The sequence below is a fragment of the Geodermatophilus maliterrae genome (assembly GCF_041018925.1).
GTDB lineage: Bacteria > Actinomycetota > Actinomycetes > Mycobacteriales > Geodermatophilaceae > Geodermatophilus > Geodermatophilus maliterrae.
Genome location: NZ_JBFNXQ010000051.1, coordinates 1 through 24,589 on the forward strand (window position 1 = coordinate 1; position 24,589 = coordinate 24,589).

Consider the following 24,589-nt stretch of genomic DNA (forward strand, 5'->3'; position numbering starts at 1 on the left):
CCCGCCGCCGCACCCGCCGTCTCGACCAACCTGACGGGCGCGCCGACCTCCACCTCGACCGCCTACAGCGCCTGGGCGCCGCACGTGCGCCCGGTGGTCGCCGAGGTCGCGCAGACCCACTCGGTGTCCACCGTCTACACGCGTCCCGGCCACTCCCCCACCCAGCAGCTCGCCGCCGACTTCATGGTCTACAGCGACAGCGGCAAGGGCAGTGCGGTCGCCCAGTACGTGATCGACAACGCCGCGCGGTTCAAGGTCGACTACGTCATCTGGCAGCAGCGGATCTACATGATCGGCGGCTCGGGGTGGCAGGCGATGGAGGACCGCGGTTCGGCCACGGCCAACCACATGGACCACGTCCACGTCAGCTTCAACCCCTGACAGCCCCGGTCGCGGGGACGCGGCGCCGAGGACCCCTCGGCTCCGCGTCCCCGCGGCACGCGGCTCAGCCGGCGTAGAGGGCGAAGCCGGCCACCCGCCGTCCGCCCGAGCGCGGCGAGGCCGCCGTCGCCATCTCCACCTGCCGGCGCGCCTGCTCCTCGACCGGGTCGTCCGACAGCGCGGCCAGGTACCGCCGGTGCTCCAGCAGCGAGGCCACCGCCGTCTCCAGGGCGTCGGTCACGTCGACGACGTGCGTCACCTCCACCGGCGTCGCCACGGCGATCCACCGCACGCCCTGCCACGGCTCCGGGTCGGCCAGCTCGGGGAAGATCCACTCGTTCGCCGCGTCCCCGACGGCGTCGAGGACCGAGTGACCCAGTGCCCGGTGGTCGGCGCTGTTCCAGTAGGCCGGCGCCATCCCGGCTGGCGTCCAGGTCTCACCGAAGTGCACCGTCACGACCAGCTCGGGCCGGTGCCGCCGGATGGCCGCGGCCAGCGCGCGGCGCAGGTCCAGCCCCTCGCTCAGCCGCCCGTCGGGGTGGCCGAGGAACTCGACCACCGACACCCCCACCGCCGCCGCGGACCGCCGCTGCTCCTCCTCGCGCACCGGCCCGGCGGCCTCCGGCGGCAACCCGGCGATGCCGGCCTCGCCGCTGGTGGCCAGCACGTACCGGACGTCACGGCCGGCGGCGGTCCACACGGCGACGGCCGCCGCGGGCCCGTACTCGATGTCGTCGGGGTGGGCGACGATCACCAGGGCGCGCTGCCAGTCGTCGGGCAGGGGCTCGTAGGGCTGATCGGACTCGGCGGTCACAGCACCCGAGTCTGCCCCGGCCGGTCAGCGCCCGGCGACCCGCAGCAGGACCTCGGCCAGCTCGGCCGGCGCGCTGACCATCGGGTCGTGCCCGGTGGCGAGCCGCACGACCTCCCACCCGGGCTGCGACCGGACCAGCTGCTTGGCCGGCTCGACGGTCGCCAGCGCCGGGCTGGTGCAGTCGGCGTAGGTGCGCGGGAGCGCGAGCCAGCGCTCGAGGTCGAAGGACACCGGGTCGTCGTAGACCCCGCCCGGCTGGGGCGTCTGCCGGCGGGCCACCCAGTCGGCGTCCGCGCCGGTGAGCCCGAACGCCGAGGGCGGCGGCGCCGGCAGGACGCCGGTGCGCTCGATCGCCGCGCGCCGGACCGCCTGGACCTCCGGCGGGTTGCGGGTCGACCAGGACTCCCCCGGCAGCGGGACGACGCCGTCGACGTAGACCAGCGCGCCCACCTCCTCACCCAGCCGGTCGGCGGCACCGGTGACCACCATGCCGCCGTAGCTGTGACCGACTAGGACCGCACCCCGGCACTCCTCGGCCCGCACGGCGGTGACGACGTCGTCGACGTGCGTGCCGAGCGTGACCGCCGGCGAGAGCTGGTGCGCCCGCTCGCCCAGGCCGGTCAGGGTCACCGTCACGACGCGGTGCCCGGCCGCCCACAGCGGCGGCACGACCCGGCGCCAGCTCCACGAGCCGTGCCAGGCGCCGTGCACCAGGACGACGTCGGCCATCAGCGTCCCCGGGCCACCCGCAGCGCCGCGGCGACCAGCGGCGCCTGCAGCGGCAGCCGGACGGCGGCGATCGCCAGGGGCACCGGCCGTCCGCCCGCCAGCCGGAACTGCTGCAGGTGCGCCGGCACGAAGCCGGTGAGCAGCCCGGCGGCCGACCAGCCGCCGGCCCGCCGGGTCGCCGGTGCGGTCAGCAGCGCGGCCGTGACGATCTCCGCCACCCCGGTGCCGAGCACCCAGGCGCGGGCGTCACCGAGCTCCGGCGGCACCAGTGGCTGGAGGGTCCGCGGCCGCACCAGGTGCAGCACGCCGGACGAGCCGAGGGCGGTGGCCAGCCAGGTCGCCGGGGCGGGGAGGCGCATGCGGTCACCGTAGGCTGCCCGCTCGTGTCCGCCGCCGACCTGCTCGTCGCCGCCGCGGTCGCGCTCGGTGCCGGCGCGGTCAACTCGATCGCCGGCGGCGGCTCGCTCATCCTCTTCCCCACCCTGGTCGCGCTCGGGCTGGGGACCGTGCCGGCCAACGTCACCAACTCGGTGGCGCAGTGGCCGGGCTACCTCGGCGGCATGCTCGGCTTCCGCCGCGAGTACGCCGGCCAGCGCGGGCGGCTGGTCCGGCTGGGTGTGGTGTCGGTGCTCGGCGGCGTGGCGGGCAGCGTGCTGCTGCTGACGACGCCGTCGGAGGCCTTCGACGTCGTCGTCCCGGTGCTGGTGCTGCTGGCCAGCCTGCTGCTGGCGCTGCAGCCGCTGCTCACCCGCCGGCTGCGCGCCCACGAGGACACCACCACCCGCGACCCCTGGTGGCTCTACCTCGCGCTCTTCCTCGCCACCGTCTACGGCGGCTACTTCGGCGGGGCGCTGGGCGTCATCCTGGTCGGCGTCCTCGGCACCGCGCTGCACCGGCTGCCGCTGGCCAACGCGCTGAAGTCGGCGTTCTCCGCGGTGACGGCGACCGTGACCGTCGTCGTCTTCGGCCTGTTCGGACCGGTGGCGTGGGCGGTCGTCGCCGTGGCCGCGCCGGCCAGCCTGGTCGGCGGGTTCCTCGGCGCGCGGGTGGCCACCCGCATCCCGGCGACGCCGCTGCGGGTGCTCATCGTGACCTTCGGCGTCGCGGTCTCGGTCTACCTGTTCACCCGGATCTGAGGCGCCACCAGGATCCGGGGCCGCCCCCTTGGGGTGAGTCGCCTCCACACCGAGTCGCCGCCGTCCGATTCCCCTGGCATGACCGGTCCTGCCCGCACCCGGCTCCTGCCCGGCCTCCCGCGGTGGGTGCTCCTCGTGGCCCTCCCCGTGCCGCTGGCCGCCGTCGTCACGGTGGTCGTGCACCGGTCCGTCCTCCCCGGTGCACCGGGCCCCGGGCCGGCCGGCCTGCTCGGCGGCCTGGGCCTGCAGGCCGCCTTCTGCGGGCTGCTCGTGTGGCGGGCCCGGCGGCTGCCGCAGGAGCGGGTGGTCTGGGGCCGGCTGGCCCTCGGCTCGGTCGTCTTCTCCGTCGCGGTCGCGGTCGGGGCGGTACTGGGGCTGTCCGGGTCGACCGCCCACCTCGCGGCCGCCCCGGTCGCCTGGGCGCCGGTGCTGACCTTCCCCCTCGTCCACAGCGGCCTGGTGCGGTGGAACCGCTCGATCAGCCACCTGGCCGACCCGAACGACGTGCTCAACGGCGTGTCGGCGGTGCTCGCCGCGGTGGCCGTGCTGAACGTCGTCCTCGTCCGGTCCGGCTCGCCGCTGGCGGCCGGGCCGTGGTGGGAGGTGCAGGCGCCGCTGGCCCAGGTGGCCACCGGGGTGGTGCTGCTCGGCACCGTCCTCTCCGTGACGGCTCTGGCGTCCCTGCGGCACGACCCACGGCCGTGGCTGGTCGCCGCCGCCGTCACCGTGACCCTGACCGGCGACCTGGGGACCCTGCTCGCCGGCGGCGGCGGCACGGTCGGCTGGACGACGGCGACCGAGCCCGCCGGCGCCGCCCTCGTGGGGCTGGCCGCGGCGCTCTCGCCCGCCCGCGCCGTCCCGCGCCCCGCCGACCCCGCGGCGTCGACGATCGGTGCCTTCGTCGTGATCGCGGCCTCGACGGTGGTCCTCCTCGTCGAGCGCGGCCCCACCCTCGCCGGCTGCTGCGCGGCGCTGGCCATCGCGGGTGCCGGCGTGCGACTGCTCATGAACGTGCGCGAGCTGGCCCAGCTGGCGATCAGCCGGCGGGAGGCACTCACCGACGAGCTCACCGGGCTGGCCAACCGCCGCGCGGTGCTGCGCCGGGTCGAGGAGCTGGCCGGCGAGCAGCTGCCGATGGCGCTCGCCCTGCTGGACCTGGACAAGTTCAAGGAGGTCAACGACGGCCTGGGGCACGCCGCCGGCGACGACCTCCTGCGGCTGGTCGCCGGCCGACTCACCGGGCAGCTGCGGACCGGCGACGTCCTGGGCCGGCTGGGCGGCGACGAGTTCGCCGTCGTCGCGCTGCTGGATCCCGGCGCCACGGCCGAGGACTGCGCCGCGCTGGGGCGGCGCCTCGTCCAGCAGCTCGACGAGCCGTTCGCGCTGGGCGGCATGTCGGTGCACGCGACCGCCAGCATCGGCGTGGCCTTCCGGCCGGGCACGGACGACGGCGACCCGGACGGGGCGGGGCGCACGACCACCACCGAGCTCCTGCGGCAGGCCGACGCCGCCATGTACTCCGCCAAGCGCGCCGGCGGCGGGACGGCGGTCTACGACGCCGTCCAGCACGGCGACGACCGCGGCAACCTGGCGCTGGTCGAGGAACTCCGCAGCGGCCTCGGGTCCGGCCGTCTGGTGCTGCACCACCAGCCGCAGGTCGACGTCGCGACGGGCCGGACGGTCGGCGTGGAGGCGCTCGTGCGCTGGGCGCACCCCGAGCGGGGACTGCTGTCCCCCGCCGAGTTCCTCCCCCTGGCCGAGGTGCACGGCCTCATGCGCCCGCTGACCGACGAGGTGCTGCGCCGGGCGGTGACCCAGGCGGCGGCCTGGCGCCGTGCCGGACGGGACCTGCGGATGTCGGTGAACCTGTCGGCGAGCAACCTGCTCGACGTGGACCTGCCCTGGCGGGTGGCCGAGCTGCTGCGCGACGCGCAGCTGCCGGCCGACCGGCTGGTCCTGGAGATCACCGAGAGCGTGCTGCTCAGCGACCCGGAGCGCAGCCTGGCCGTGGTCGGCCGGCTCGCCGACCTGGGCGTGACCGTGAGCATCGACGACTTCGGCACCGGGTACTCGTCGCTGTCCTACCTGCGGGACCTCCCGGTCGCCGAGCTCAAGCTCGACCGGTCCTTCACCGCCGACCTGCTCACCGACGGGCGGACGGAGGCCATCGTGGCCAGCACGATCACACTGGCGCACCGGCTGGGGCTGCGGGTGGTCGCCGAGGGTGTCGAGCGCGAGGAGACCCTGGTCCACCTGGCCGGGCTGGGCTGCGACGAGACCCAGGGCCACCTGCACTCCGCACCGCTGCCGGCCGACCGGCTGGAGACCTGGCTCGACCGGGCCGGTGCACCGCTGGCGGTGTCCTGACCGCCTGGAGGGGCGGGTGTGACGGACGGGTCCACGTCCGGCGCGGACACGCGCCCGCGTGCCCGGGCCGGACGGGGCCGCTGCCTAGCGTCGCGGCATGCGCGAGAACCGACGCCCTCCGGTGCAGGACGCGAACGACGCCCGGGTCCAGCAACTCCACCTGATCGCCGCCGCGCGGGCCGCGGCCGTGCGGCCCACGTCGCGGCAGCAGGTGTCCGACATCGTCCGGGTCACCGCCGACGACGAGGTCGACACCCGCACGTTCCGCGCGATCGTCGCCGACATCTCCGCCGACGTCCTGCGCTGAGGGGCGGGCCCCCCGGGGCCCCGCCGGTGGCCCCCTCCCAGGGGCCCGCCACGAGGAACGAGTGGTGGGGAGGGAGGGGTCCTTCATTCGCCGCCGCGGCCGGGCTCGCCGATGGCGATCATCGCCTCGACGGCACGGCGGGCGCGGGCGGCGGTCTCCGGGTCGACGTCGACGGCACCCTCGCCGGTGCGCAGCGTCCGCAGCAGCTTCGCCGGGGTGATCATCTTCATGTAGCGGCAGGCCGCGCGCTCGTTCATCGGGATGAACGCCGTCCCGCTGTTGAGCGCCCGCAGCTGGTGCAGGATGCCGACCTCGGTGGCCACCAGCACCTGGGAGGCCCGGGTGGTCGCCGCCTCCTCGACCATCCCGCCGGTGGACAGCACGCGGGTCCGGTCGGCCGGCAGGTCGCCGTGGCTGACCAGGTCGAGGACCGAGGTGGTGCAGCCGCACTCGGGGTGCACGAGGATCTCGGCGTCCGGGTGCGCGGCCACCTGCGCCCGGACGTCGGACGGGCTGATCCCGGCGTGCACGTGGCACTCCCCCGCCCACACGTGGATGTCGTCCCGCCCGGTGACGCGCTTGACGTGCGCGCCGAGGAACTGGTCGGGGCAGAAGAGGATCTCCCGGTCGGCCGGGATGGACCGGACGACGTCGGCGGCGTTCGACGACGTGCAGCAGACGTCGGTCTCGGCCTTCACCGCGGCGGTGGTGTTGACGTAGCTGACGACGACGGCGCCGGGGTGCTCGGCCTTCCACTCGCGCAGCTGCTCGGCGGTGATCGAGTCGGCCAGCGAGCAGCCGGCGGCGTGGTCGGGCAGCAGCACCGTCTTGTCCGGCGAGAGGATCTTCGCCGTCTCGGCCATGAAGTGGACGCCGCAGAAGACGATCTCGCGGGCGTCGGTCTGCGCCGCGACGCGCGAGAGGTACAGCGAGTCGCCGGTGAAGTGGGCGACGTCCTGGATCTCGGGCACCTGGTAGTTGTGCGCCAGGACGACCGCGCCGCGCTCCTCGGCCAGCCGGCGGATCTCCGCCGCCCACGTCTCGTACTCGGCCGGCGAGAGGGTGCGCTCGTCGCCGACGACGGCGGAGGTGGCGGGCGCGATGGTCGCGGTCACGGGGCTCCTCGTGGGGGAAGGGGCTCTCATGGTGCTCCCGCCGGCGTCCTCGCCGGCGGGCGAGGGTCCTGGCGGGCTGTCGGGTGGAACACCGCGCCGTGAGCAGTCGCTTCCGCCTGGTCGCCCGACCGGCCGCTCGACCGCTGTGAGCCCGCGCACACCTGCGGGGTCCGCCCGGCGCCCCGGGTGGGGAGCTGGCAGCAGGCCGGCGGCGCCGGGCAGGATGCCGCCAGGAGACGCCGGGGCAACGCTGGGGGTCTGGTGGCCACACCGCTCGAGTCCGTCGCGTGGATCCACGGCGCCGCGGACTGCTCGGGGACGAGCGATCCGCTGATCCAGGTCCACCGCCTGGACCGTGACACGTTCGTCCTCCGGCTGAGCAAGTGCTACAGCTTCGAGGCCAACTTCCTCCACCTCCTGCTCGGCCGCCGTCGCGCCCTCCTGCTCGACACCGGCGCCCGGCCCGACCCCGGCGCGCGCGACCGGACGCTGCCGCTGCGCCGCACCGTGGACGAGGTCGTCACCGGTTGGTCGACCGAGCGCGGCGTCCCCGAGCCGGACCTGGTCGTCGCCCACACCCACGCCCACGGCGACCACGTGTCCGGGGACGACCAGTTCACCGGGCGGCCGCGCACCCACGTGGTGGCGCCGACGCTCCCGGCGGTGACGGAGTTCTTCGGCCTGCCGGACTGGCCGGACGGCGAGGCCGGGCTCGAGCTCGGCGGACGGCGGGTGACCGTCCTGCCGATCCCCGGGCACGAGCCGACGCACATCGCCGTCCACGACTCCCGGACAGGGGCCCTGTTCACCGGCGACACGCTCTACCCCGGCCTCCTCACCGTGCGGGACTGGCCCGCCTACCGGCGCAGCGCCGCCCGGCTCGCGGATCTCGTGCGGCGGGAGGAGGTCTCGGTCGTCCTCGGCGCCCACGTCGAGATGACGAGGACGCCCGGCCAGCTGTACCCGCTGGGGACGACCCACCAGCCCGACGAGCACCCCCTCCCGCTCACCCCGGCGCACGTCCTGGAGCTGCACGAGGCCTGCGAGGCGATGGCCGGGGCGCCACACCTCGACGTCCACGACGACTTCGTGATCCGCCCGCCCGTCCCGGACGGGGCGCGACCGGGCGCGGCCGGCGGCTCGGCGCCGCCCGGGACGTGATCGCGGGTGTCCGTGGACGGATCATCCACCGGTGCGGAGCGGACGCTACAGATCGGCTCTAGGCGCAGGCCCACCTCGCCCCTACCTTGTCCGCGACCAGCCGTGTCGTGCGCGACACGCCGGCCGGCGTGCCGGTCCCGTCCTCAGGAGGTCCACCCGTGAACCGGTCGCGAGGCCCCGTCGACGGAGCGCCGTGCACGCCGCCGGCGGAGGCGGCCCGGGCATGACCGCGGTGCGCAACGGGGGCTCGGCCGTCGTCGACGCTCTCGTCTCCGAGGGGGTCACCGACGTCTTCGGCATCCCCGGCACCCACAGCCTCGAGCTGTACCGGGCGCTGGCCCACCGCAGGCTGCGCCACGTCACCACCCGGTCCGAGCAGGGCGCCGGCTACGCCGCCGACGGGTACGCCCGCGCCACCGGCCGGCCCGGCGTCTGCTTCGTCACCAGCGGACCCGCGGTGAACAACGTCGCCGCCCCGGTGGGCACCGCCCACGGGGACTCCGTGCCGCTGCTCGTGGTGGCGCCCGGCCCCCCGCGGGGTCTCGAGGGCGCCGACGTCGGTGAGCTGCACGAGATGCGGGACCAGCGAGGACACATGGCCGCGGTGGCCGAGCGCGCGGTGCGCGTCTCCAGCCCCGGGGAGGCGGCCGCCGCCGTCCACGAGAGCTTCGCGCACTGGCGCGGCCACCGGCAGCGCCCGCACTTCCTCGAGGTCCCGCTCGACGTCCTCACCGAGGCCTGGAGCGGCGAGGACCCGGGACAGCTGTCCGCCCCCGACCACCCCGGTCCCGGTGCCGACGACCTCGTCCTCGCCGCCCGCCGGCTGGCCGGCGCCGAGCGACCCGCGCTGCTGGTCGGCCGTGGCGCGGTCGCCGCCGCAGGGACCGTCCGCGTGCTCGCCGAGCTGCTGGACGCACCGGTGGTCACGACCGTGAACGGCAAGGGCGTGCTGTCCGAGACGCACCCCCTCTCGGTGGGGGCCTCGGTGCGGCTGGAGCCCGCGCAGCGGCTGCTGACGGACGCCGACGTGGTGCTCGTCGTCGGGACGGCCCTGTCCGACGCCGAGCTGTGGGGCTGGGAGCCGGACCTGCCCGGCACGACCATCCGGGTGGACGTCGAGGCCGGTCAGCTGTCCAAGCGGCTGACCCCCACCGTCGGCCTGCACGGCGACGCGGCGACCGTCCTCGCCCGTCTCGCCGAGCTGCTGGCCACCGACCCGCCCGCCGCCCGTCGGGACGGTCCGGCGCGGGCGCGGCAGGCCCGCGAGGACTCCGCGGGAGCCGCCGCGCCCGAGGCGGGACCCTGGGCCGAGCTCAACCGGGCGCTGGCCGCCGCCCTCCCGCCGGAGACCATCGTGGCCGGGGACAGCTCCCAGGTCACCTACTACGGGACGGCGCACTTCTGGCCGGTGTCCGCGCCGGCGCAGCTGCTCTACCCCACCGTCTACGCCACCCTCGGCTACGGCCTGCCCGCGGCCGTCGGGGCCGGGGTCGGCGCCCCGGGACGGCCGGTGCTCGCCCTGGTCGGGGACGGCGCGCTGATGTTCTCGCTCGCCGAGCTGGCCACGGCGGTCGAGCAGCGTCTGCCCCTGCCCGTCGTCGTCGTCAACGACCACGGCTACACCGAGATCCGCGACGGCATGCGCCGGGCCGGCATCCCCCCGTTCGCCGTGGACCTGCACACCCCGGACTTCGCCGCGGTCGGCCGGGCCATGGGCGCGCGGGGCGTGTGCGCCCGCTCGGTGGAGGACGCGGTCTCCGCGGTGGTGCAGGCCCTCGACGCCGACGGGCCCTCGGTGGTCGAGGTCGACGCCGGCGCGCTGGCCGCCGCGGCGGGAGCGCCCTGATGCCCACCCGACCGCCGGCCCGGGACCACGACCAGGTCACGGTCCTGTCGCGTTCCCCCGCGCGACCTGCCCTTCCGGGCGGGGAGTCCGCAGGATCCACCCCAGAGCACCCCCAGCGAACCCGACCCCAGGAGATCCGATGTCCGCGCGCCGCAAGTCACTGACGTCCCGCCCCGTCCGCGGTGCGGCCCTGCTCGTGGCCGTCGCGGCACTCACCGCCGCGTGCGGCGGCGGGTCCGGCGGCGAGGGCGAGGAGACCGGGGCGGCCGCGTCCACGGCCGGCAGCGAGGCCGCGGCGGCGGTGGAGGCCGACCAGGAGCTCAACGCCATGCTCCCGGCCGACGTCCGGGACGCCGGCACGCTCGAGGTCGGCACCGAGGCCCTGTACCCGCCCTACGAGTACCTCGACGAGGACGGCCAGACGATCATCGGGCTCGACCCGGACCTCCTCGATGCGATCACCGGCCGGCTGGGCGTCGAGTACACGCTCACCAACACCGCCTTCGACGGGCTGCTGCCGGCGCTGGACGGCGACCGGTTCGACGTGGTCGCCGCCGCCGTCACCGACACCACCGAGCGGCAGGCGAACTACGACTTCGTCGACTACTTCCTGGCCGGCCAGGCGATCGTGGTCGCCTCGGGCAACCCGGAGGGCATCGAGACGGTCGAGGACCTCTGCGGCCAGCCGGTCTCCGTGCTGGTGTCCTCGGCGCAGGAGTCTCTGCTCAACCAGTTCAACGGCGAGCAGTGCGCCGCCGACCCGATCCAGATCACGTCCCTGCCGACCGACCAGGACGCGCTGCTGCAGGTGCAGAGCGGGCGGGCGACGGCCAGCTTCACCCAGGAGCCGGTCGGCCGCTACAACGCCGCCCAGATCGCCGGCGGCAACGCCTTCGAGGTGGCCAACGCCGAGACCCTCTTCCCCAGCCCGCTCGGCTACGTCTTCGACAAGGAGGACACCCAGCTGCGCGACGCCTGGCAGGCCGCGCTGCAGTCCCTGATCGAGGACGGGACCTACACCGAGATCCTGGAGTCCCACGGGCTGGAGTCCGGCGCGGTCGACGAGGCCACGATCAACGCCGGCACGCAGTGACCGCGTCCACCCCGTCGCGCACCGCGGCGGCTCCTCCCGACCCCGGCACGCTGAAGGCCGTCCCGGTCCGCCACTACGGGCAGTGGGTGGCCGCCGTCGTCTGCCTGGCGCTCCTGGTCCTGCTGGTCCGCGCCGTGGCGACGAACGAGACGATCCAGTGGGACGTCATCGGGTCCCGGATCTTCTTCGACGCCATCCTCGACGGTCTGGTGACCACGATCTGGCTCACCGTGGCCAGCATGGTCCTGGGCGTGCTCGGCGGCGTGCTCGTCGCGGTGCTGCGGCTGTCGGACAACCTGCTGCTGAGGAGCATTAGCGCCGCCTTCGTGTGGCTGTTCCGCGGCACCCCGGTGCTCGTGCAGATCCTCATCTGGTTCAACCTGGCGCTGTTCTTCCCCCGGCTGGGGTTCGGCGGTGCGAGCGTCTCGACCAACGACCTCATCACCCCGTTCACGGCCGCGCTGCTGGCGCTGACCCTCAACGAGGCGGCGTACATGTCCGAGATCGTCCGCGGCGGCATCCTCGCCGTGGATGGCGGCCAGCGGGAGGCCGCCGAGGCGCTCGGGATGACCAGTGGCCTGGTGCTGCGGCGGATCGTCCTGCCGCAGGCGATGAAGGTGATCATCCCGCCGACGGGCAACGAGCTGGTGACGCTGCTGAAGACCACCTCGCTCGTCGCGGTCATCGGTGCCGGCGACCTGCTCACCCAGGCCCAGGCCGTGGGCGCCACCGACTTCACCCGCCTGGAGATGCTGATCGTCGCCAGCATCTGGTACCTGGTCCTGACGACGATCGCCAGTGCCGGTCAGGCGCTGCTCGAGCGCCGCTTCCTGCGGGGCAGCACGCACGCCCGGGGTCGGTCCTGGCTCCTCCGGCGGATCGCCACGGACCTGCGGCCGGGACGCAACCAGGACGCCGGCGCGGTCGCAGCGCCGGTGCCCCCGTCCGAGGAGAGGGACGCGCGCTGATGACGACCGGGTCTGCCGCGGAGGCCGCCACCGGGCGGGGAGGCGAGCGGCTGGTGGTGGAGGCGCTCGGCATCCACAAGTCCTACGGGTCCCTGGAGGTCCTCAAGGGGGTCGACCTGCGGGTGCGCCCCGGCGAGGTCACCTGCCTGCTGGGCCCCTCGGGGTCGGGCAAGTCCACCCTGCTGCGCTGTCTCAACCACCTCGAGCGGGTCGACGCCGGGACCGTGCGGATCGACGGGGAGCTGGTCGGCTACCGGGTCAAGGGCGACAAGGTCTACGAGCTGCCCAAGCGCGAGGTGGCCCACCAGCGCCGGAACGTCGGCATGGTGTTCCAGCGCTTCAACCTGTTCCCCCACATGACGGTGGTGCAGAACGTCATCGAGGCGCCCACCCGGGTCCTGGGGCAGTCGAAGGCCGAGGCCCGGGAACGTGCGCGGGAGCTGCTGGCCCAGGTCGGTCTCGCGGACAAGGCCCAGGCCTACCCGGTCCAGCTGTCCGGAGGCCAGCAGCAGCGGGTCGCGATCGCCCGGGCACTGGCCATGCAGCCCAAGCTCATGCTCTTCGACGAGCCCACCTCTGCCCTGGACCCCGAGCTGGTCGGAGAGGTGCTCGACGTGATGCGCCGGCTGGCGGACGGCGGGATGACGATGGTCGTGGTCACGCACGAGATCGGCTTCGCCCGCGAGGTCGGCGACACGGTCGTCTTCCTGGACGGCGGGGTCGTCGTCGAGGAGGGCACACCCGCCGACGTGCTGAGCCGGCCGCAGCACGAGCGGACCCGCTCGTTCCTCAGCAAGGTGCTCTGATGCCCCCACCCGCCTGCCCGTGGCCCGGCAGGCGGGTGGAGTCAGGCGCGGGTGAGCCGGTGCACCTCGGCGGCCACGGCGTCCCGGTCGGCGGCCAGCAGCGCCCGGAGGGCGGGCACCGACCGCGCGGACCGGGCGGCCGCGTAGGCGGCCCGCGTCCCCGACGAGCGGGCTGCCCACACCGCGGCGTTGACCGCCAGCCGGGTCCGGGCCAGCGGGAGGACGACCTGGGCCTCCGCGTCGCCCAGGGACGCCTCCCGGCCCCAGCCCTCGACCACGTCGAGCAGCCCCCGCAGCGGATCGGCGGTGAGCCGGGCCGCGTAGCCTGCTGCCACCGCCAGCTCGGCCACCCGCAGCCCGAGCAGCATGTCGCCGAAGTCGAGGACACCGGTCACCCGGGAGCGTCCGCCGACCTGCCCGACGAGGAGGTTGGCGTCGTGCAGGTCCTGGTGCACGACGGTGCGCGGCAGCTCGGCGAGGTGCGGCGCCACGTCGGCGGCGAACCCCTCGGCGGCCGCGGCGGCGAGCTCACCGATCACCCGGTCCCGGACGTCCGGCAGCGCCTGCAGGATCGTCCGCCGTCCGCGCGACGCCTCCCACACGTGGGTCAGGCCGGGTGGCGGCGGGGGCGCCGCGGCCAGGGCCGCGGACAGGCGGGCGGCGGTCCCCCCGAGCTCGCGCAGCAGCTCCCGGTCCACCTCGGCAGCGTGCAGGGGGAGGCCGGTCAGCCACTCCTCCACCACCACCAGGACGGGGGTGCCCCCGGCGTCCGCGACGGACACGGCCGACCCGCTGCGGTCGGGGACGATGCCGGGGACGGGATGTCCCTGACCGGCCAGGCGCGTCATCACGGCGGTGCGCCACTCGACCGCCGGGCGCTGCTCCGCCTCGTCCCGGGTGACCTTGACCGCGAAGCCGCGGCCGGCGTCGTCCTCCAGGCGGCAGATGGTGGCCAGCTCCCCCTCGACCCGCTCGATCCGCCGCGGTCGCAACCCGTAGCGCTCCGCGACCAGGACCCGCACCTCCTCGACGGCGAGGTCGAGGACGCGTCCGCCCGGCGGCTCCGGGGAGGACTCGCTCACGACCACGCCCACGGCCCCCCGCCAGTCGAGCCCCCGCACTGGTTGATCACCGATCCTGCTCGTGGCGCACGGGCAGGCGCAATCCCGGAGAGACCGTGACGCCGCAGCGCATGCACATGGCCAACAGCTACGACCCCTCCGCCGCCCGGAGCACCCTGCCCCCCTCGGCCGCGGCGCTCCTGGAGCGACGCGAGCGTGTGCTCGGCGCTCCCTACCGGCTCTTCTACGAGGAACCCCTGGAGGCGGTGCGGGGCGAGGGGGCGCTGCTGTTCGACGCCGCGGGACGCGACCACCTCGACGTCTACAACAACGTGCCGGCCGTGGGGCACTCCAACCGACGGGTGCAGCAGGCGGTGGCCGACCAGCTCGGCCGGCTCAACACGCACACCCGGTACCTGACCCACGAGGTCGTCGACTACGCCGAGCGCCTGACCGCCCTGTTCCCCCCGCACCTGCAGCAGGTCGTCTTCTGCTGCAGCGGCAGCGAGGCGGTCGACCTGGCGATGCGGATCACCGAGTACCAGACCGGCGCCGACGGCTGGCTGGTGACGCGGCACGCCTACCACGGCACGACCCGGGCAGCGGCCGCCGTCTCCCCCAGCCTCGGCCCGAACAACCCGATCCCCCGGCACGTCGTCCTCGTCGACGCCCCCGACCAGCTCCGGGAGGACCCGGCCGGGATCGAACGGGCCTTCGCCGCCCGGGTCACCGACGGCATCGAGACGCTGCGGCAGCGCGGCACCGCCCTCGCCGGTCTCCTGGTCGACTCCTGCCTGTCCAGCGACGGTCTCCAGCTCGACCCCGCGGGCTGGCTGCGCTCGGCGGTCGACGTGGTGCACCGGCACGGCGGCGTGTACCTCGCGGACGAGGTCCAGCCGGGGTTCGGTCGGCTGGGGACCGGGTGGTGGGGCTTCCCCCGCCACGACGTCGCCCCCGACCTGGTGGTCCTCGGCAAGCCGATGGGCAACGGCCTGCCGATCTCGGCCGTGATGGGGCAGCCGTCCCTGTTCGACCGCTTCGGGCGGGACGTGCGCTACTTCAACACGTTCGCCGGGAACCCGGTGTGCATCGCGGCGGCCTCCGCCGTGCTGGACGAGATCGAGGACCGGGACCTGATCCCGCACGCGGCCGAGGTCGGCCGGCACCTCCTCGACGAGCTGCGGCGGCTCACGGCGGACGACGAGCGGATCGGTGAGGTCCGGGGGTCCGGCCTCTTCGTCGCCGTGGAGCTGGTGCGGGACCGGGCGGGCCGGGCACCGGACGCGGGAGCGGCCGCGTTCCTGGTCAACGAGCTGCGACGCCGGCGCGTCCTGATCAGCGCCTCCGGCCGGGACGGCAACGTGCTCAAGCTCAGGCCGCCGCTGGTCTTCGGCCACCGGCACGCCGAGCGCTTCCTGACGGAGTTCAGCGCGGCGCTCTCCGTGCTCGGGGCACCGGGCTGATCCGGCGCCAGCCTCGCCGGGCCGGCGTCCCCCGCGCTCAGCGCTGGACGTCGTGGACCAGGTGGAGGACCCGGCGCCCCTGGACGACGACGGTGGGGTCCTCGAACAGGATCTCCGCCGGGCCGCCGGCGCCGAAGCAGGGCCGCCCGGAGCCGAGGACGACCGGCACCAGGTTGAGGACGACCCGGTCGACGAGCCCCAGCTGCACCGCCTGGCCGGCGACGTCCCCGGGTGCCAGCGAGACGTCCCGGTCGCCCGCGAACGCCTTCGCCTGCTCGATCGCGCTCCGCACGTCGGGCGCGAAGGTGAACGGAGCCGTCCCGGCGTACGGCCAGTCGTCCGCGGGCCGGTGGGTGACGACGAAGACCTGTTCGCCGTTGGGCGGCACGCCCTCCCAGCCGTCGGTGATGTCGAACAGCCGCCGCCCGCAGACCATCGCCGCCATGCCGGGCGCCTCCCGGCGGAGGAAGTCCGCGGTCGCCTGCGTGACGCGGAAGACGCGCTCCTCGTCGCTGAAGGTCACCTCGACGTCGCCGTTGCCGTACCAGTCGAACAGCGGACCGGGCACGTCGTCGTCCCGCGCGACGTAGCCGTCCAGCGAGACCGCCGCGAAGACCACTGCCTTGCCCATCGTCTGCTCCCTCCGCCGGGCGGCTCTCGTCCAGGGCCGCTCGTCAGGGGAGACCGGGCCGACGTCGGCACCTCATCGGTCGACGACGCCGGCCGGGTCAGCGCAGGTGGGCCGTGTCGTTGACCAGCCGGACCGACGTGCGGCCGTCGGAGCTCCACGCCACCGTGCACAGCGACGCCGCCTCGAGGAACACCCGGTGCACCACCTCGTCGCCCACCCCGAGGCCGGCGGCCAGCAGCAGCTTGATCGGCGTGACGTGGCTGACCACCAGGACGGTCCTCCCGGCGTGCCGCTCCAGCAGCCGCGTGCGGGCGCGGGCCACGCGCTTGGACACGTCGGCCACCGACTCCCCGTTCGGCGCGGCGACCGTGACGTCGGCACCGAACCGGCGGGCGGCCAGCGGGTGCCGCACCCGCGCCTCGGCGGCGGTCAGCCCCTCGAGGTCGCCGAAGTCGAGCTCCACCAGGTCGTCGTCGAGCTCCACGGGCAGTCCGAGTGCGCCGGCCACCACCTCGGCGGTCTCCCGGGTGCGCCGCAGCGGCGAGGCGAGGACCACCTCGATGCCGAGGTCCTGCGCGCGCACGGCCGCGGCCGCGGCCTCCGCGCGGCCGGTGGCCGACAGCGGCAGGTCGTTGCGGCCGCTGTAGCGACGCTCGGGCGTGTGCTCCGTCTTCCCGTGCCGCAGCAGGTGCGTGACCGTGGTGACGACGGGCGCCGGCTCGGCAGCCGGCTGGACGTCGTCGGCCACCACCGTGGCCTCGGCGGCGACGTCGCGGTGCACCGGCCGGCCGTCCATGGCGCTGTTGGCCAGCGCGTCGGCGGCGCCGTTCTGCGCCCGCGGGACCCAGGTGTAGCGGACGCTGCCCAGCTGGCGGGCGAGGTCGCGGGCCTGCAGCGCCAGCTTCTGCATGTCGGGGTGCTTGACCTTCCAGCGCCCCGACATCTGCTCGACGACGAGCTTGGAGTCCATCCGGACCTCGACGTCGGCGGTGGCGTCGAGGTCCAGCGCCGCCTGCAGCCCGGCCACCAGCCCGCCGTACTCGGCGACGTTGTTGGTCGCCCGGCCCACCGAGGCGGCCCGCTCGGCGAGCACTCTCCCGGTCGAGGCGTCACGCACGAGCGCGCCGTAGCCGGCCGGGCCCGGGTTGCCCCGCGATCCCCCGTCCGCCTCGACGACGAACCGTCGGCTCACAGCCCGCTCTCCGCCGTGCGCACGAGGATCCGGCCGCAGTTCTCGCAGCGGACCACCTCGTGCGGATCGGCGTTGCGGACGGCGGCCAGCTCGCGGCCGTTGAGCTCGATCCGGCAGCCCTGGCACTGGCGCGCCTTCAGCACCGCCGCGCCGGTGGCGCCGGTCTGCGCCTTGACGCGGTCGTACAGCGCCAGCAGCGGGGCGGAGAGGCCGGCGGCGACCTCGGCGCGGGCGGCCTCGTGCCGGGCGGTGGAGTCGGCGATGTCGGCCAGGGCGTCGTCGCGCAGCTGCTCGGCGCGCTCCCGCTCGGCCGCGGCCTGCGCCCGCCCCTCCTGGGCGGCGACCAGCGCGGCGTCGGCGGTCTCCCGGCGCTCCATGAACTCGAGCACCTGGTCCTCGAGGTCGGACTGCCGCCGCGCCAGCGACTGCAGCTCCGACTGCAGGGAGGTGATCTCCTTCGCCGTCGCCGAGCCGGAGTCGATCCGCGACTGGTCTCGGGCCGCCCGCTGCCGGACGGTGTCGACGTCGGCCTCCAGCCGCTTCTGCTCGCGGTCGAGGTCGCGCACCTCGGTCTCGGCGCGGACCTCGGCCTCGGCGAAGCGGCGCTCGGCCTCCGCCGCGGCCTCGACCGCGGCGACCTCGGGCAGCGTGCGCCGCCGGTGGGCGAGCTGGGTCAGCGCGACGTCCTCGTCGGCCAGGGCCAGCAGCTTCTGCTGCTCGAAGTGGTCGGCCTTCACCCGACCAACCTACCGGTGCCTTCCCCGGCTCCCGGCCCCCGTGCAGGCAGAAGGACCCCGTCCTCCTCACCGCTCGCGAGCTCGCGGCGAGCCGCTGGACGGGGCCTGGTGCCAGCGTGCGAGCGGCAGGGGCACGGAGGTCCTCCCACTACCTGCGGGCCCCTGTCACCGTCGGGCACGAGCCTCCCCCGCGGCTCCGGGCGGGGCCGACTCCAGCGGGTCGGGCAGATCGCGGAAGGTCGGGTCCTCCCGCTCGGCGGTGTAGTCGGTGTCCGCCGTGCCGTCGACCCCCTCCGACACCCTGGCCGCCCGCAGCGCCACGGTCACGAGGACGGCGACGACGAGGTTGGCCAGCAGCGCGAGCAGGCCGGCGTAGACGCTGGAGGACGCGTCGAGGCCGAGCTTCGACAGGGCGAACGACGAGCCGCCGAAGTGCTCGCGGACGACGGTGCCGTCGGGCCCCAGCCGCGGGATGTTGTAGAGCATCAGCAGGCCCGCGGCCATCCCGGCGAACCAGCCGGCGATCAGCCCGCCGCGGTGCAGCCAGCGGGTGTAGAGGCCGAGCGCGACCGCCGGCAGCGTCTGCAGGATGATCACGCCGCCGATGAGCTGCAGGTCGATGGAGAACTGCGGGTCGATGAAGAGGATGGCCGCGACCGCGCCGACCTTGACCACCAGCGAGGTCACCTTGGCGACCTGGGCCTCCTGGCGGGGGGTGGCGTCCTTCTTGAGGAACTCCTTGTAGATGTTGCGGGTGAAGAGGTTGGCCGCGGCGATGGACATGATCGCCGCCGGCACCAGCGCGCCGATGCCGATGGCGGCGAAGGCGATGCCGGCGAACCAGCTCGGGAACATCTCCTGGAACAGCACCGGGACGATCGTGTTGCCGTCCTCACCGATCGGCGTGACGCCGGCGGCGATCGCCATGAAGCCCAGCAGCGCGATCGCGCCCAGGGCGAGGCTGTAGAGCGGCAGCGCGCTCATGTTGCGCTTGAGCACGTCGCGGTTGCTGGCCGCCAGGATGCCGGTGATCGAGTGCGGGTAGAGGAACAGCGCCAGTGCCGAGCCCAGGGCCAGGGTCGCGTAGCCGAGCTGGCCGGTCGCCGGCAGCAGCACGCCGGCGCCGGTGCCGGCGGAGAACTTCTCCTCGGCCGCACCGAAGATCGCGTCCCAGCCGCCGAGCCTGGACGGGATGACGATGACCGCGACGATGATCGTCAGGTAGATGAGCGTGTCCTTGACGAAGGCGATCAGCGCCGGCGCCCGCAGTCCGGAGTTGTAGGTGTAGAGCGCCAGGATCACGAACGCGACGATCAGGGGCAGCTCGCCCTCGACGCCCATCGCCTTGAGGATCGCCTCGATGCCGACCAGCTGCAGCGCGATGTAGGGCATCGTCGCGACGATCCCGGTGAGGGCGACGAGCAGCGCCAGGCCCGGGGAGTCGAACCGGGAGCGGACGAAGTCGGCCGGCGTGACGAACCCGCGCACGTGGCTGACCGACCACAGCCGGATCACCACGAGGAAGACCAGCGGGTAGATCACGACGGTGTAGGGGACGGCGAAGAACCCGGCCGCGCCGGCGCCGAACATGAGCGCGGGGACGGCGACGAACGTGTAGGCGGTGTAGAGGTCACCGCCGAGCAGGAACCAGGTGATCCAGGTGCCGAAGCTGCGTCCGCCCAGCCCCCACTCGTCGAGGTGCATGAGGGTCTCGGCACGCCGCCAGCGCGAGGCGACGAACCCCATCACCGTGACGACGAGGAACAGGACGACGACGATCGTCAGCTCGACGACGTTGACCCCGTCCACGGCTCAGCGCCCCCCGTCCCGGCTGCCAGCGTCCCGGGCGACGGCGGCGCGGGCCGCGGCCCGGTCGGCCGGGCTGCGCCGGGTGGCCCGGTAGACGAGCACGGTGGTGAGGACACCGAGCCCGACGAACAGCAGCTGCATCCAGTAGAAGAACGGCCAGCCGAAGAGGGTCGGCTCGACGCGGTTGTAGAGCGGGACGACCAGCGGCAGCACGATCGGCACGAGCAGCAGCCAGTTCCACGGGCTGCGGTCGCTGCGCACCGGCGCGGCGCCCGTCCCTCCCGGCCCGCCCGTCGGTGGTCTCGATGCGCTCGCCATGCCGGCCGCCTCCTCCTCCCGGGTCGCCCCCGGGACTCAGCCGGCCGCGCCCGCGGCCGGCTCCCCACGACCCCCGGCGTGCACCGTCCACGGGTCGGTGCGGCGGTGCGACGGCGCCGCCTCGACCCGGCCGGACAGGTCCGCGACCAGCACCTCGGCGGCCACCGGCACCCAGGGCCACTCGGAGGCGAAGTGTGCCACGTCGCACAAGGCCGGCCCGGGCTGCTCGCCCGCCTCGGAGACCGGGTGGTGCCGCAGGTCGCTGGTGAGCAGGACGTCGGCGCCGGCGGCGGTGGCGGCCGGCAGCAGGGAGCCCCCGCTGCCGCCGCAGACCGCGACGGTCCGCACCGGCCGCTCCGGGTCCCCGGCCGCGCGGACGCCGCCCGCCGTGGCCGGCAGCACGGCGGCGGCGTGCGCGGCGAACCCGGCCAGCGTCGTCGGCCCGTCCAGCCGCCCGACCCGGCCCAGCCCCTCGCGCGAGCCGGGAGCGACCGGTTCCAGCGGCCGGGTGTCCTGCAGGCCGAGGACGGCGGCCAGGGCGTCGTTCACCCCGACCTCCGCGGCGCGGTCGGCGTTGGTGTGCGCCACGAACAACCCGCACCCGGCGCGGACCAGCCGGTGCACCAGCCGTCCCTTGGGGTCACCGGCCGGGACGCCGTGCACCGCGGTGAGGAACAGCGGGTGGTGGGTGACCAGCAGGCCGGCGCCGGTCTCGATCGCCTCGTCGACGACGGCGGCCACCGGGTCGACGGCGACCAGCACCCGCTCGACGGGCTCGGCCGGGTCCCCGCACACCAGGCCGACGGCGTCCCAGCTCTCCGCGAGCGCCGGGTCGTAGCGGGCCTCGAGGGCGGCGACGACCTCGCCCAGGGTGGCGGTCACGGAGCCGGACCGTAGCTCAGACGGCGCGGGCCATCACGACGCGGCGGCCGTGCTCCGGCAGCCCCGCGGCGGCCTCGGCGGCGACGAGGGCGGTGAGTTCCGGGCCGGCGTCGGGGACCTCGGTGAAGCCGCGGGCGGCGTACCAGGGCCCGTTCCACGGGACGTCGGCGTAGGTGGTCAGCGTGACCCGCCGCGCCCCGCACGCGCGGGCGACGCCGACGGCGGCCTCCAGCAGCGCCGTCCCCACACCGCGGCGCCCGGCCGAGGGGTGCACCGACAGCTGCTCCAGGTGCACGTCGCCGTCGACCCGCTCCAGGACGGCGAAGCCGGCCACCGGACGTCCCGCCACGAGGACCCGCCACGCGGTGGCCCGCTGCGCCGCTGTCGGGGCGGGCGGTAGGCCGGTGACGCCGAGCGACGCGAACAGGGCGTCCGCGGCGGCCTCGACCTCCGGCAGCAGCGCGAAGTCGGCCGGCTCCGCGTCGCGCACCCCCTCGGCCACGCCGTCATGCTGCCGCGGGCGCCGGACGCGCGGGAGGCCGCCGGACCTCCCGGCGGGGGCCGCGGCGTCGACCCGGCGGCGTCCTCCCGCACCGCAGCGCGTCCTCCCCGACCGTGCACCGTCAGGGAGGACGCGCCACGAACAGGTCACCTGATCACCGCGGGCCCTCCCGGAGGGGGATGGAAAGCTCGCACCCGTGGCGGAACGGGGGCTGCGCGCGCCGGCGTGGCTGGAGGAGCTGGTCCGCACCAGTCCCCCGCCGGTGCCGTGGCGCGACGTCGTCCGCTTCGCGGTCACCGTGCCGGCGCCGCTCGCGCTCGCCCTCGTCGTGGGCGGGAGCGCCGCGCTCGGCGCCGGCGTCTTCGGCACCACCGGCGCCCTGGCCGCGAGCCTCGCCCCGCAGGGCGGGCCGCTGCGCGACCGGCTGCGCCGCACCGCCGCGGCGGTCGGCTTCGGCGCCGTGGGGCTGGTCGCCGGCCAGTACGCCAGCGGCGGCGGCTGGCTGCCGGTGCTCGTCGTCGCCCTGCTGTCGGCGGCGGCCGCGGTCATCAGCGCCGTCAACTCGGCCATGTCGCTGGGCGCGCTGCAGCTGCTCGTCTACACGGCGCTGGCCTCCGGGCTGGTCACCTCGCTGCCGGCGGCGGCCGAGGTGGCCTACTTCTTCGCCGGCGCGTGCTGGGCCACCCTGGTCACCCTGGTGCAGACCGCGACCGAGCCCAGCGACCCCGACCGCGCCTCGGTCGCCGCCGTCTTCACCCGGATCGCGGCGCTGCTCACCGCGGTGGGCACCGAGGGCACCGACGACGCCCGCCGCGAGCTGACCACCGCGCTCAACGCCGCCTACGACCGGGTGATCCGCACCCGCAGCCTCGCCGCCGGGCGCAACCGGCAGCTGTCGGAGCTGGCCGGGGTGCTCAACGCGGCCGCGCCGCTGGTGGAGGCCGCCGTCGCCACCGTCCGCGCCGGGGTGCCGGCCGACCCGCACGACGTGACGGCGGTGCACGCCCTGGCCGCCGCCGTCTCGGGCACCCGCGAACTGCCCGCCGAGCGGCCGCCCGCGCTGGAGGAGGGCCCGGCGGTCCGCCGCGCGGTGCGGCACGGGGTGCGGCTGGCGTGGGCCGTCGTCGGCGACCCCGAGGAGCGGGCCGGGGCCGCCGTCCCGACGCCGCGGCCGCCGTGGCGCGACCGGCTGCACGACCTCGCCGACCGCACCCTCGGCAGTCCCGACACCCGCGACTTCGCCGTCCGGCTGACGCTGTGCATGACCATCGCCGAGATCGCCCGCCAGCTGCTGCCCATCGAGCGCCCCTACTGGGTGCTGCTGACCGTGGCGATCGTGCTCAAGCCCGACTTCGGGTCGGTGTTCACCCGGGCCGTGCAGCGCGGCGCGGGCACGCTGCTCGGCGTCCTCATCGGCTCGCTGCTGCTGTCGGTGCTGCCCGGCGACGCCTGGGTGGTGGTCGCCATGGCGGTCGCGGCCGGCCTGCTGCCGTGGGCGCGCGGGGCGAACTTCGGCCTGTTCTCGGTGTTCCAGACGCCGGTGATCATCCTGCTGCTCGACCTCGCCGTCCCCGGTGGTCCCGGGCTGGTCGGCGCCCGGCTGGTGGACACCCTGATCGGCTGCGCGATCGTCCTGGTGGCCGGCTACCTGCTGTGGCCGCAGACCTGGCGGGCGCCGCTGCACGAGGCGCTGCGCGCGGCGGCGCAGGCCCTCGACGGCTACGTCGGCGCCGCCTTCGCCGACGACCCCGCCGAGCGGCGGCGTGCCCGGCGGCGCAGCTACCGGGCGCTGACCGAGCTGCACACCCAGCTGCAGCGCCGGCTGGCCGAGCCGCCGCCGATCAGCACCCGCGCCGCGGCGTGGTGGCCGGTCGTCGTGCAGCTGGAGCGGACCTCCGACGCGGTCACCGGGGCGGTCATCGCCGTCCGCGGTGGCGAGCCGGCGCCCGACCCGGCGCAGGTGTCGGTGCTGCGCCGCGCCATCCGCGGCCTGGAGGACGACGTCCGCGCCGCCCGGCCGCCCGACGACACCGACACCGACGACGCGCAGATCCTCGCCGAGGGGGTCCTGGCGCCGGTGGCCCGCGAGGTCGACGCCGCCCGCCGGCTCGTCCGCGACGCCGCGCCGGGCCGCCGACCCGAGACGGCGGCCCGGAACGGCTGAGCGACCGGCCCGCGGTTGCAGCGCGGCCGCCGCGGCCCTGTCATGGACAGATGCCCACCGCGCCAGGCTCCACCTCGCCCGTGCCCCGCCAGCCGGGCCCCCCACCGCCGGGCTCGCGCACCGTCCGCACCGACGACGGCGTCGACCTGCACGTCGAGGTCGACGGCCGGACGGACGCGCCGCTCACCGTCGTCTTCTGCCACGGGTTCACCGCCCGGCTCGGCGAGTGGGACCTGCAGCGCGACGCGATCCGCCACCGCGCCCGGCTGGTGCTGTGGGACCAGCGGGGTCACGGCCGCTCCGGCTGGGCCGACCCCCGCAGCGCCACGATCGACCGCACCGCCCGCGACCTCGACCAGGTGCTCGAGGCCGTCGTCCCCCAGGGGCCGGTCGTGCTGGCCGGCCACTCGATGGGCGGGATGACGGTCATGGCGTTCGCCCGCCGGCGGCCGGAGCTGTTCGGCGCGCGCGTGGTCGGGGCCTTCCTGCTGGCCACCTCGGCCGGCGGCCTGGTGTCGCACGGCCTGCTCGGTGCCGCCGTCAAGCTCATGCGGCGGCTGCACCTGCTGCCGCTGTACCTGTGGTGGCTCCGGCTGCTCGCGCCGACGCTCGAGCGCTTCCGCCGGCGGGGCACGCGGACGGGCCGGTACTTCATGCGCCGCTACCTCTTCGGCCGCGACGACGCGACGCCCGAGGCCGTCCGGCAGGTGCAGGACATGCTCGAGGAGACGCCGCTGCCCATCACGATGGCCTTCTACGGCACCTTCCTCGACCACGACGAGACCCGGGCCCTGCCGGTGCTCGGCCGGGTGCCGGTCACCGTGGTCGCCGCCCAGTACGACCGGCTGACCCCCGCGGCCCACGGCCGCCGGCTGGCCGAGGAGATCGGCGCGAGCGCCGAGCTGGTCGTCGTGCCGGGCGCCGGGCACAGCGTGAACCTCACCCGCACCGCTGTCGTCGACCGGGCGCTGACCGACCTGCTCGACCGGGTCGAGGCCGGCACGGGGCCCGCCCGGCGGGCAGGCTGACGCCCTGCGTGCCTAGTGTGGCCGTCACCACAGGAGCGGGAGGGGAACCGCCGGTGACGACGGTGGCTCCCGGACGACG

General features: G+C 75.6%; 24 protein-coding genes. 12 read left to right on the forward strand and 12 right to left on the reverse strand.

Annotated elements, in window-relative coordinates; genetic code table 11:
- A partial coding sequence (locus ABQ292_RS15705) for a VldE C-terminal domain-containing protein (RefSeq protein WP_499803480.1) occupies positions 1 to 381 on the forward strand: 381 nt, incomplete at its 5' end.
- 64 nt (positions 382 to 445) lie between these two features.
- Here the strand turns inward: ABQ292_RS15705 and ABQ292_RS15710 are convergent.
- The 3 genes from ABQ292_RS15710 to ABQ292_RS15720 are packed head-to-tail and all read right to left on the reverse strand — an operon-like array spanning position 446 to position 2,283.
- Positions 446 to 1,195, reverse strand: coding sequence for a PIG-L deacetylase family protein (locus ABQ292_RS15710; RefSeq protein ID WP_369208010.1), 750 nt, complete (start codon positions 1,193 to 1,195; stop codon positions 446 to 448).
- A 24-nt stretch (positions 1,196 to 1,219) separates the two neighbouring features.
- Positions 1,220 to 1,924 (reverse strand): alpha/beta fold hydrolase, encoded by a 705-nt coding sequence (locus ABQ292_RS15715; RefSeq protein WP_369208012.1) that lies wholly within the window; start codon positions 1,922 to 1,924, stop codon positions 1,220 to 1,222.
- On the reverse strand, positions 1,924 to 2,283 hold the full coding sequence (locus tag ABQ292_RS15720) for a DoxX family protein (protein WP_369208014.1): 360 nt from the start codon (positions 2,281 to 2,283) through the stop codon (positions 1,924 to 1,926). Before ABQ292_RS15720 ends, ABQ292_RS15715 begins: the two co-directional genes overlap by 1 nt.
- A 24-nt stretch (positions 2,284 to 2,307) precedes the next feature.
- Between ABQ292_RS15720 and ABQ292_RS15725 the strand changes: the two genes are divergently transcribed.
- From ABQ292_RS15725 to ABQ292_RS15735, 3 genes are all read left to right on the forward strand, one after another.
- A complete protein-coding gene (locus ABQ292_RS15725; protein ID WP_369208016.1) occupies positions 2,308 to 3,060 on the forward strand; it encodes a sulfite exporter TauE/SafE family protein in 753 nt (250 codons plus the stop codon).
- A 78-nt stretch (positions 3,061 to 3,138) separates the two neighbouring features.
- On the forward strand, positions 3,139 to 5,427 hold the full coding sequence (locus ABQ292_RS15730; protein WP_369208018.1) for a putative bifunctional diguanylate cyclase/phosphodiesterase: 2,289 nt from the start codon (positions 3,139 to 3,141) through the stop codon (positions 5,425 to 5,427).
- Positions 5,428 to 5,524: 97 nt separating this feature from the next.
- Entirely contained in the window at positions 5,525 to 5,734 is a 210-nt protein-coding gene (locus ABQ292_RS15735; RefSeq protein WP_369208020.1) for a hypothetical protein, read from the forward strand.
- Positions 5,735 to 5,817: 83 nt separating this feature from the next.
- On the opposite strand, the gene nadA is transcribed toward ABQ292_RS15735, so the two are convergent.
- Positions 5,818 to 6,849, reverse strand: coding sequence for a quinolinate synthase NadA (gene nadA, locus ABQ292_RS15740; RefSeq protein ID WP_369208022.1), 1,032 nt, complete (start codon positions 6,847 to 6,849; stop codon positions 5,818 to 5,820).
- A gap of 261 nt (positions 6,850 to 7,110) precedes the next feature.
- Between nadA and ABQ292_RS15745 the strand changes: the two genes are divergently transcribed.
- The 5 genes from ABQ292_RS15745 (at position 7,111) to ABQ292_RS15765 (ending at position 12,723) form a co-directional block, all read left to right on the forward strand.
- A complete protein-coding gene (locus tag ABQ292_RS15745) occupies positions 7,111 to 8,010 on the forward strand; it encodes an MBL fold metallo-hydrolase (protein WP_369208024.1) in 900 nt (299 codons plus the stop codon).
- Positions 8,011 to 8,233: 223 nt separating this feature from the next.
- Positions 8,234 to 9,856, forward strand: a complete 1,623-nt coding sequence (locus tag ABQ292_RS15750; RefSeq protein WP_369208026.1) for a thiamine pyrophosphate-binding protein — start codon at positions 8,234 to 8,236, stop codon at positions 9,854 to 9,856.
- Between the two features lie 139 nt (positions 9,857 to 9,995).
- On the forward strand, positions 9,996 to 10,949 hold the full coding sequence (locus ABQ292_RS15755) for an ABC transporter substrate-binding protein (RefSeq protein ID WP_369208028.1): 954 nt from the start codon (positions 9,996 to 9,998) through the stop codon (positions 10,947 to 10,949).
- Positions 10,946 to 11,917, forward strand: coding sequence for an amino acid ABC transporter permease (locus ABQ292_RS15760; protein WP_369208030.1), 972 nt, complete (start codon positions 10,946 to 10,948; stop codon positions 11,915 to 11,917). The genes ABQ292_RS15755 and ABQ292_RS15760 overlap by 4 nt, the downstream gene beginning before the upstream one ends.
- Positions 11,917 to 12,723 (forward strand): amino acid ABC transporter ATP-binding protein, encoded by an 807-nt coding sequence (locus ABQ292_RS15765; RefSeq protein ID WP_369208032.1) that lies wholly within the window; start codon positions 11,917 to 11,919, stop codon positions 12,721 to 12,723. The genes ABQ292_RS15760 and ABQ292_RS15765 overlap by 1 nt, the downstream gene beginning before the upstream one ends.
- Before the next feature lie 41 nt (positions 12,724 to 12,764).
- Here ABQ292_RS15765 and ABQ292_RS15770 read toward each other — a convergent pair whose 3' ends face one another.
- Positions 12,765 to 13,805 carry a phosphotransferase gene (locus ABQ292_RS15770; RefSeq protein ID WP_369208034.1) on the reverse strand — a complete coding sequence of 347 codons (1,041 nt, stop codon included), beginning with the start codon at positions 13,803 to 13,805 and terminating at the stop codon, positions 12,765 to 12,767.
- Between the two features lie 95 nt (positions 13,806 to 13,900).
- Here ABQ292_RS15770 and ABQ292_RS15775 point away from each other — a divergent pair, with 95 nt between their 5' ends.
- Positions 13,901 to 15,247: an aspartate aminotransferase family protein gene (locus ABQ292_RS15775; RefSeq protein WP_369208036.1), complete on the forward strand. Its 1,347-nt coding sequence runs from the start codon at positions 13,901 to 13,903 to the stop codon at positions 15,245 to 15,247.
- A 37-nt stretch (positions 15,248 to 15,284) separates the two neighbouring features.
- On the opposite strand, the gene ABQ292_RS15780 is transcribed toward ABQ292_RS15775, so the two are convergent.
- From ABQ292_RS15780 to ABQ292_RS15810, 7 genes are all read right to left on the reverse strand, one after another.
- Positions 15,285 to 15,878 (reverse strand): dihydrofolate reductase family protein, encoded by a 594-nt coding sequence (locus tag ABQ292_RS15780; protein WP_369208038.1) that lies wholly within the window; start codon positions 15,876 to 15,878, stop codon positions 15,285 to 15,287.
- 97 nt (positions 15,879 to 15,975) lie between these two features.
- Complete coding sequence (locus ABQ292_RS15785; RefSeq protein ID WP_369208040.1) at positions 15,976 to 17,070, reverse strand: bifunctional RNase H/acid phosphatase; 1,095 nt, start codon at positions 17,068 to 17,070, stop codon at positions 15,976 to 15,978.
- A complete protein-coding gene (locus ABQ292_RS15790) occupies positions 17,067 to 17,807 on the reverse strand; it encodes a zinc ribbon domain-containing protein (protein ID WP_369208042.1) in 741 nt (246 codons plus the stop codon). Before ABQ292_RS15790 ends, ABQ292_RS15785 begins: the two co-directional genes overlap by 4 nt.
- Positions 17,808 to 17,972: 165 nt before the next feature.
- Positions 17,973 to 19,616: a monocarboxylate uptake permease MctP gene (gene mctP / locus ABQ292_RS15795; RefSeq protein ID WP_369208044.1), complete on the reverse strand. Its 1,644-nt coding sequence runs from the start codon at positions 19,614 to 19,616 to the stop codon at positions 17,973 to 17,975.
- A gap of 3 nt (positions 19,617 to 19,619) precedes the next feature.
- The gene (locus ABQ292_RS15800; protein WP_369208046.1) at positions 19,620 to 19,934 is read right to left on the reverse strand and encodes a DUF3311 domain-containing protein; all 315 of its coding nucleotides are present in this window, start codon (positions 19,932 to 19,934) and stop codon (positions 19,620 to 19,622) included.
- Between the two features lie 36 nt (positions 19,935 to 19,970).
- Entirely contained in the window at positions 19,971 to 20,816 is an 846-nt protein-coding gene (locus ABQ292_RS15805) for a Nif3-like dinuclear metal center hexameric protein (RefSeq protein ID WP_369208048.1), read from the reverse strand.
- Between the two features lie 16 nt (positions 20,817 to 20,832).
- Positions 20,833 to 21,318, reverse strand: a complete 486-nt coding sequence (locus ABQ292_RS15810; RefSeq protein ID WP_369208050.1) for a GNAT family N-acetyltransferase — start codon at positions 21,316 to 21,318, stop codon at positions 20,833 to 20,835.
- 196 nt (positions 21,319 to 21,514) lie between these two features.
- Here ABQ292_RS15810 and ABQ292_RS15815 point away from each other — a divergent pair, with 196 nt between their 5' ends.
- Positions 21,515 to 23,482, forward strand: a complete 1,968-nt coding sequence (locus ABQ292_RS15815) for an FUSC family protein (RefSeq protein WP_369208052.1) — start codon at positions 21,515 to 21,517, stop codon at positions 23,480 to 23,482.
- A 50-nt stretch (positions 23,483 to 23,532) separates the two neighbouring features.
- Entirely contained in the window at positions 23,533 to 24,510 is a 978-nt protein-coding gene (locus ABQ292_RS15820; protein ID WP_369208054.1) for an alpha/beta fold hydrolase, read from the forward strand.
- Positions 24,511 to 24,589: the final 79 nt, after the last annotated feature.

Excerpts from the sequence above, each read along its gene's own strand:
- ABQ292_RS15750 (WP_369208026.1), top strand. The coding sequence starts at position 8,234 with ATGACCGCGGTGCGCAACGGGGGCTCGGCCGTCGTCGACGCTCTCGTC.
- ABQ292_RS15755 (WP_369208028.1), top strand. The coding sequence starts at position 9,996 with ATGTCCGCGCGCCGCAAGTCACTGACGTCCCGCCCCGTCCGCGGTGCG.
- ABQ292_RS15720 (WP_369208014.1), bottom strand. The coding sequence starts at position 2,283 with ATGCGCCTCCCCGCCCCGGCGACCTGGCTGGCCACCGCCCTCGGCTCG.
- ABQ292_RS15820 (WP_369208054.1), top strand. The coding sequence starts at position 23,533 with ATGCCCACCGCGCCAGGCTCCACCTCGCCCGTGCCCCGCCAGCCGGGC.
- ABQ292_RS15780 (WP_369208038.1), bottom strand. The coding sequence starts at position 15,878 with ATGGGCAAGGCAGTGGTCTTCGCGGCGGTCTCGCTGGACGGCTACGTC.
- ABQ292_RS15715 (WP_369208012.1), bottom strand. The coding sequence starts at position 1,924 with ATGGCCGACGTCGTCCTGGTGCACGGCGCCTGGCACGGCTCGTGGAGC.
- ABQ292_RS15735 (WP_369208020.1), top strand. The coding sequence starts at position 5,525 with ATGCGCGAGAACCGACGCCCTCCGGTGCAGGACGCGAACGACGCCCGG.
- ABQ292_RS15765 (WP_369208032.1), top strand. The coding sequence starts at position 11,917 with ATGACGACCGGGTCTGCCGCGGAGGCCGCCACCGGGCGGGGAGGCGAG.
- ABQ292_RS15800 (WP_369208046.1), bottom strand. The coding sequence starts at position 19,934 with ATGGCGAGCGCATCGAGACCACCGACGGGCGGGCCGGGAGGGACGGGC.
- ABQ292_RS15730 (WP_369208018.1), top strand. The coding sequence starts at position 3,139 with ATGACCGGTCCTGCCCGCACCCGGCTCCTGCCCGGCCTCCCGCGGTGG.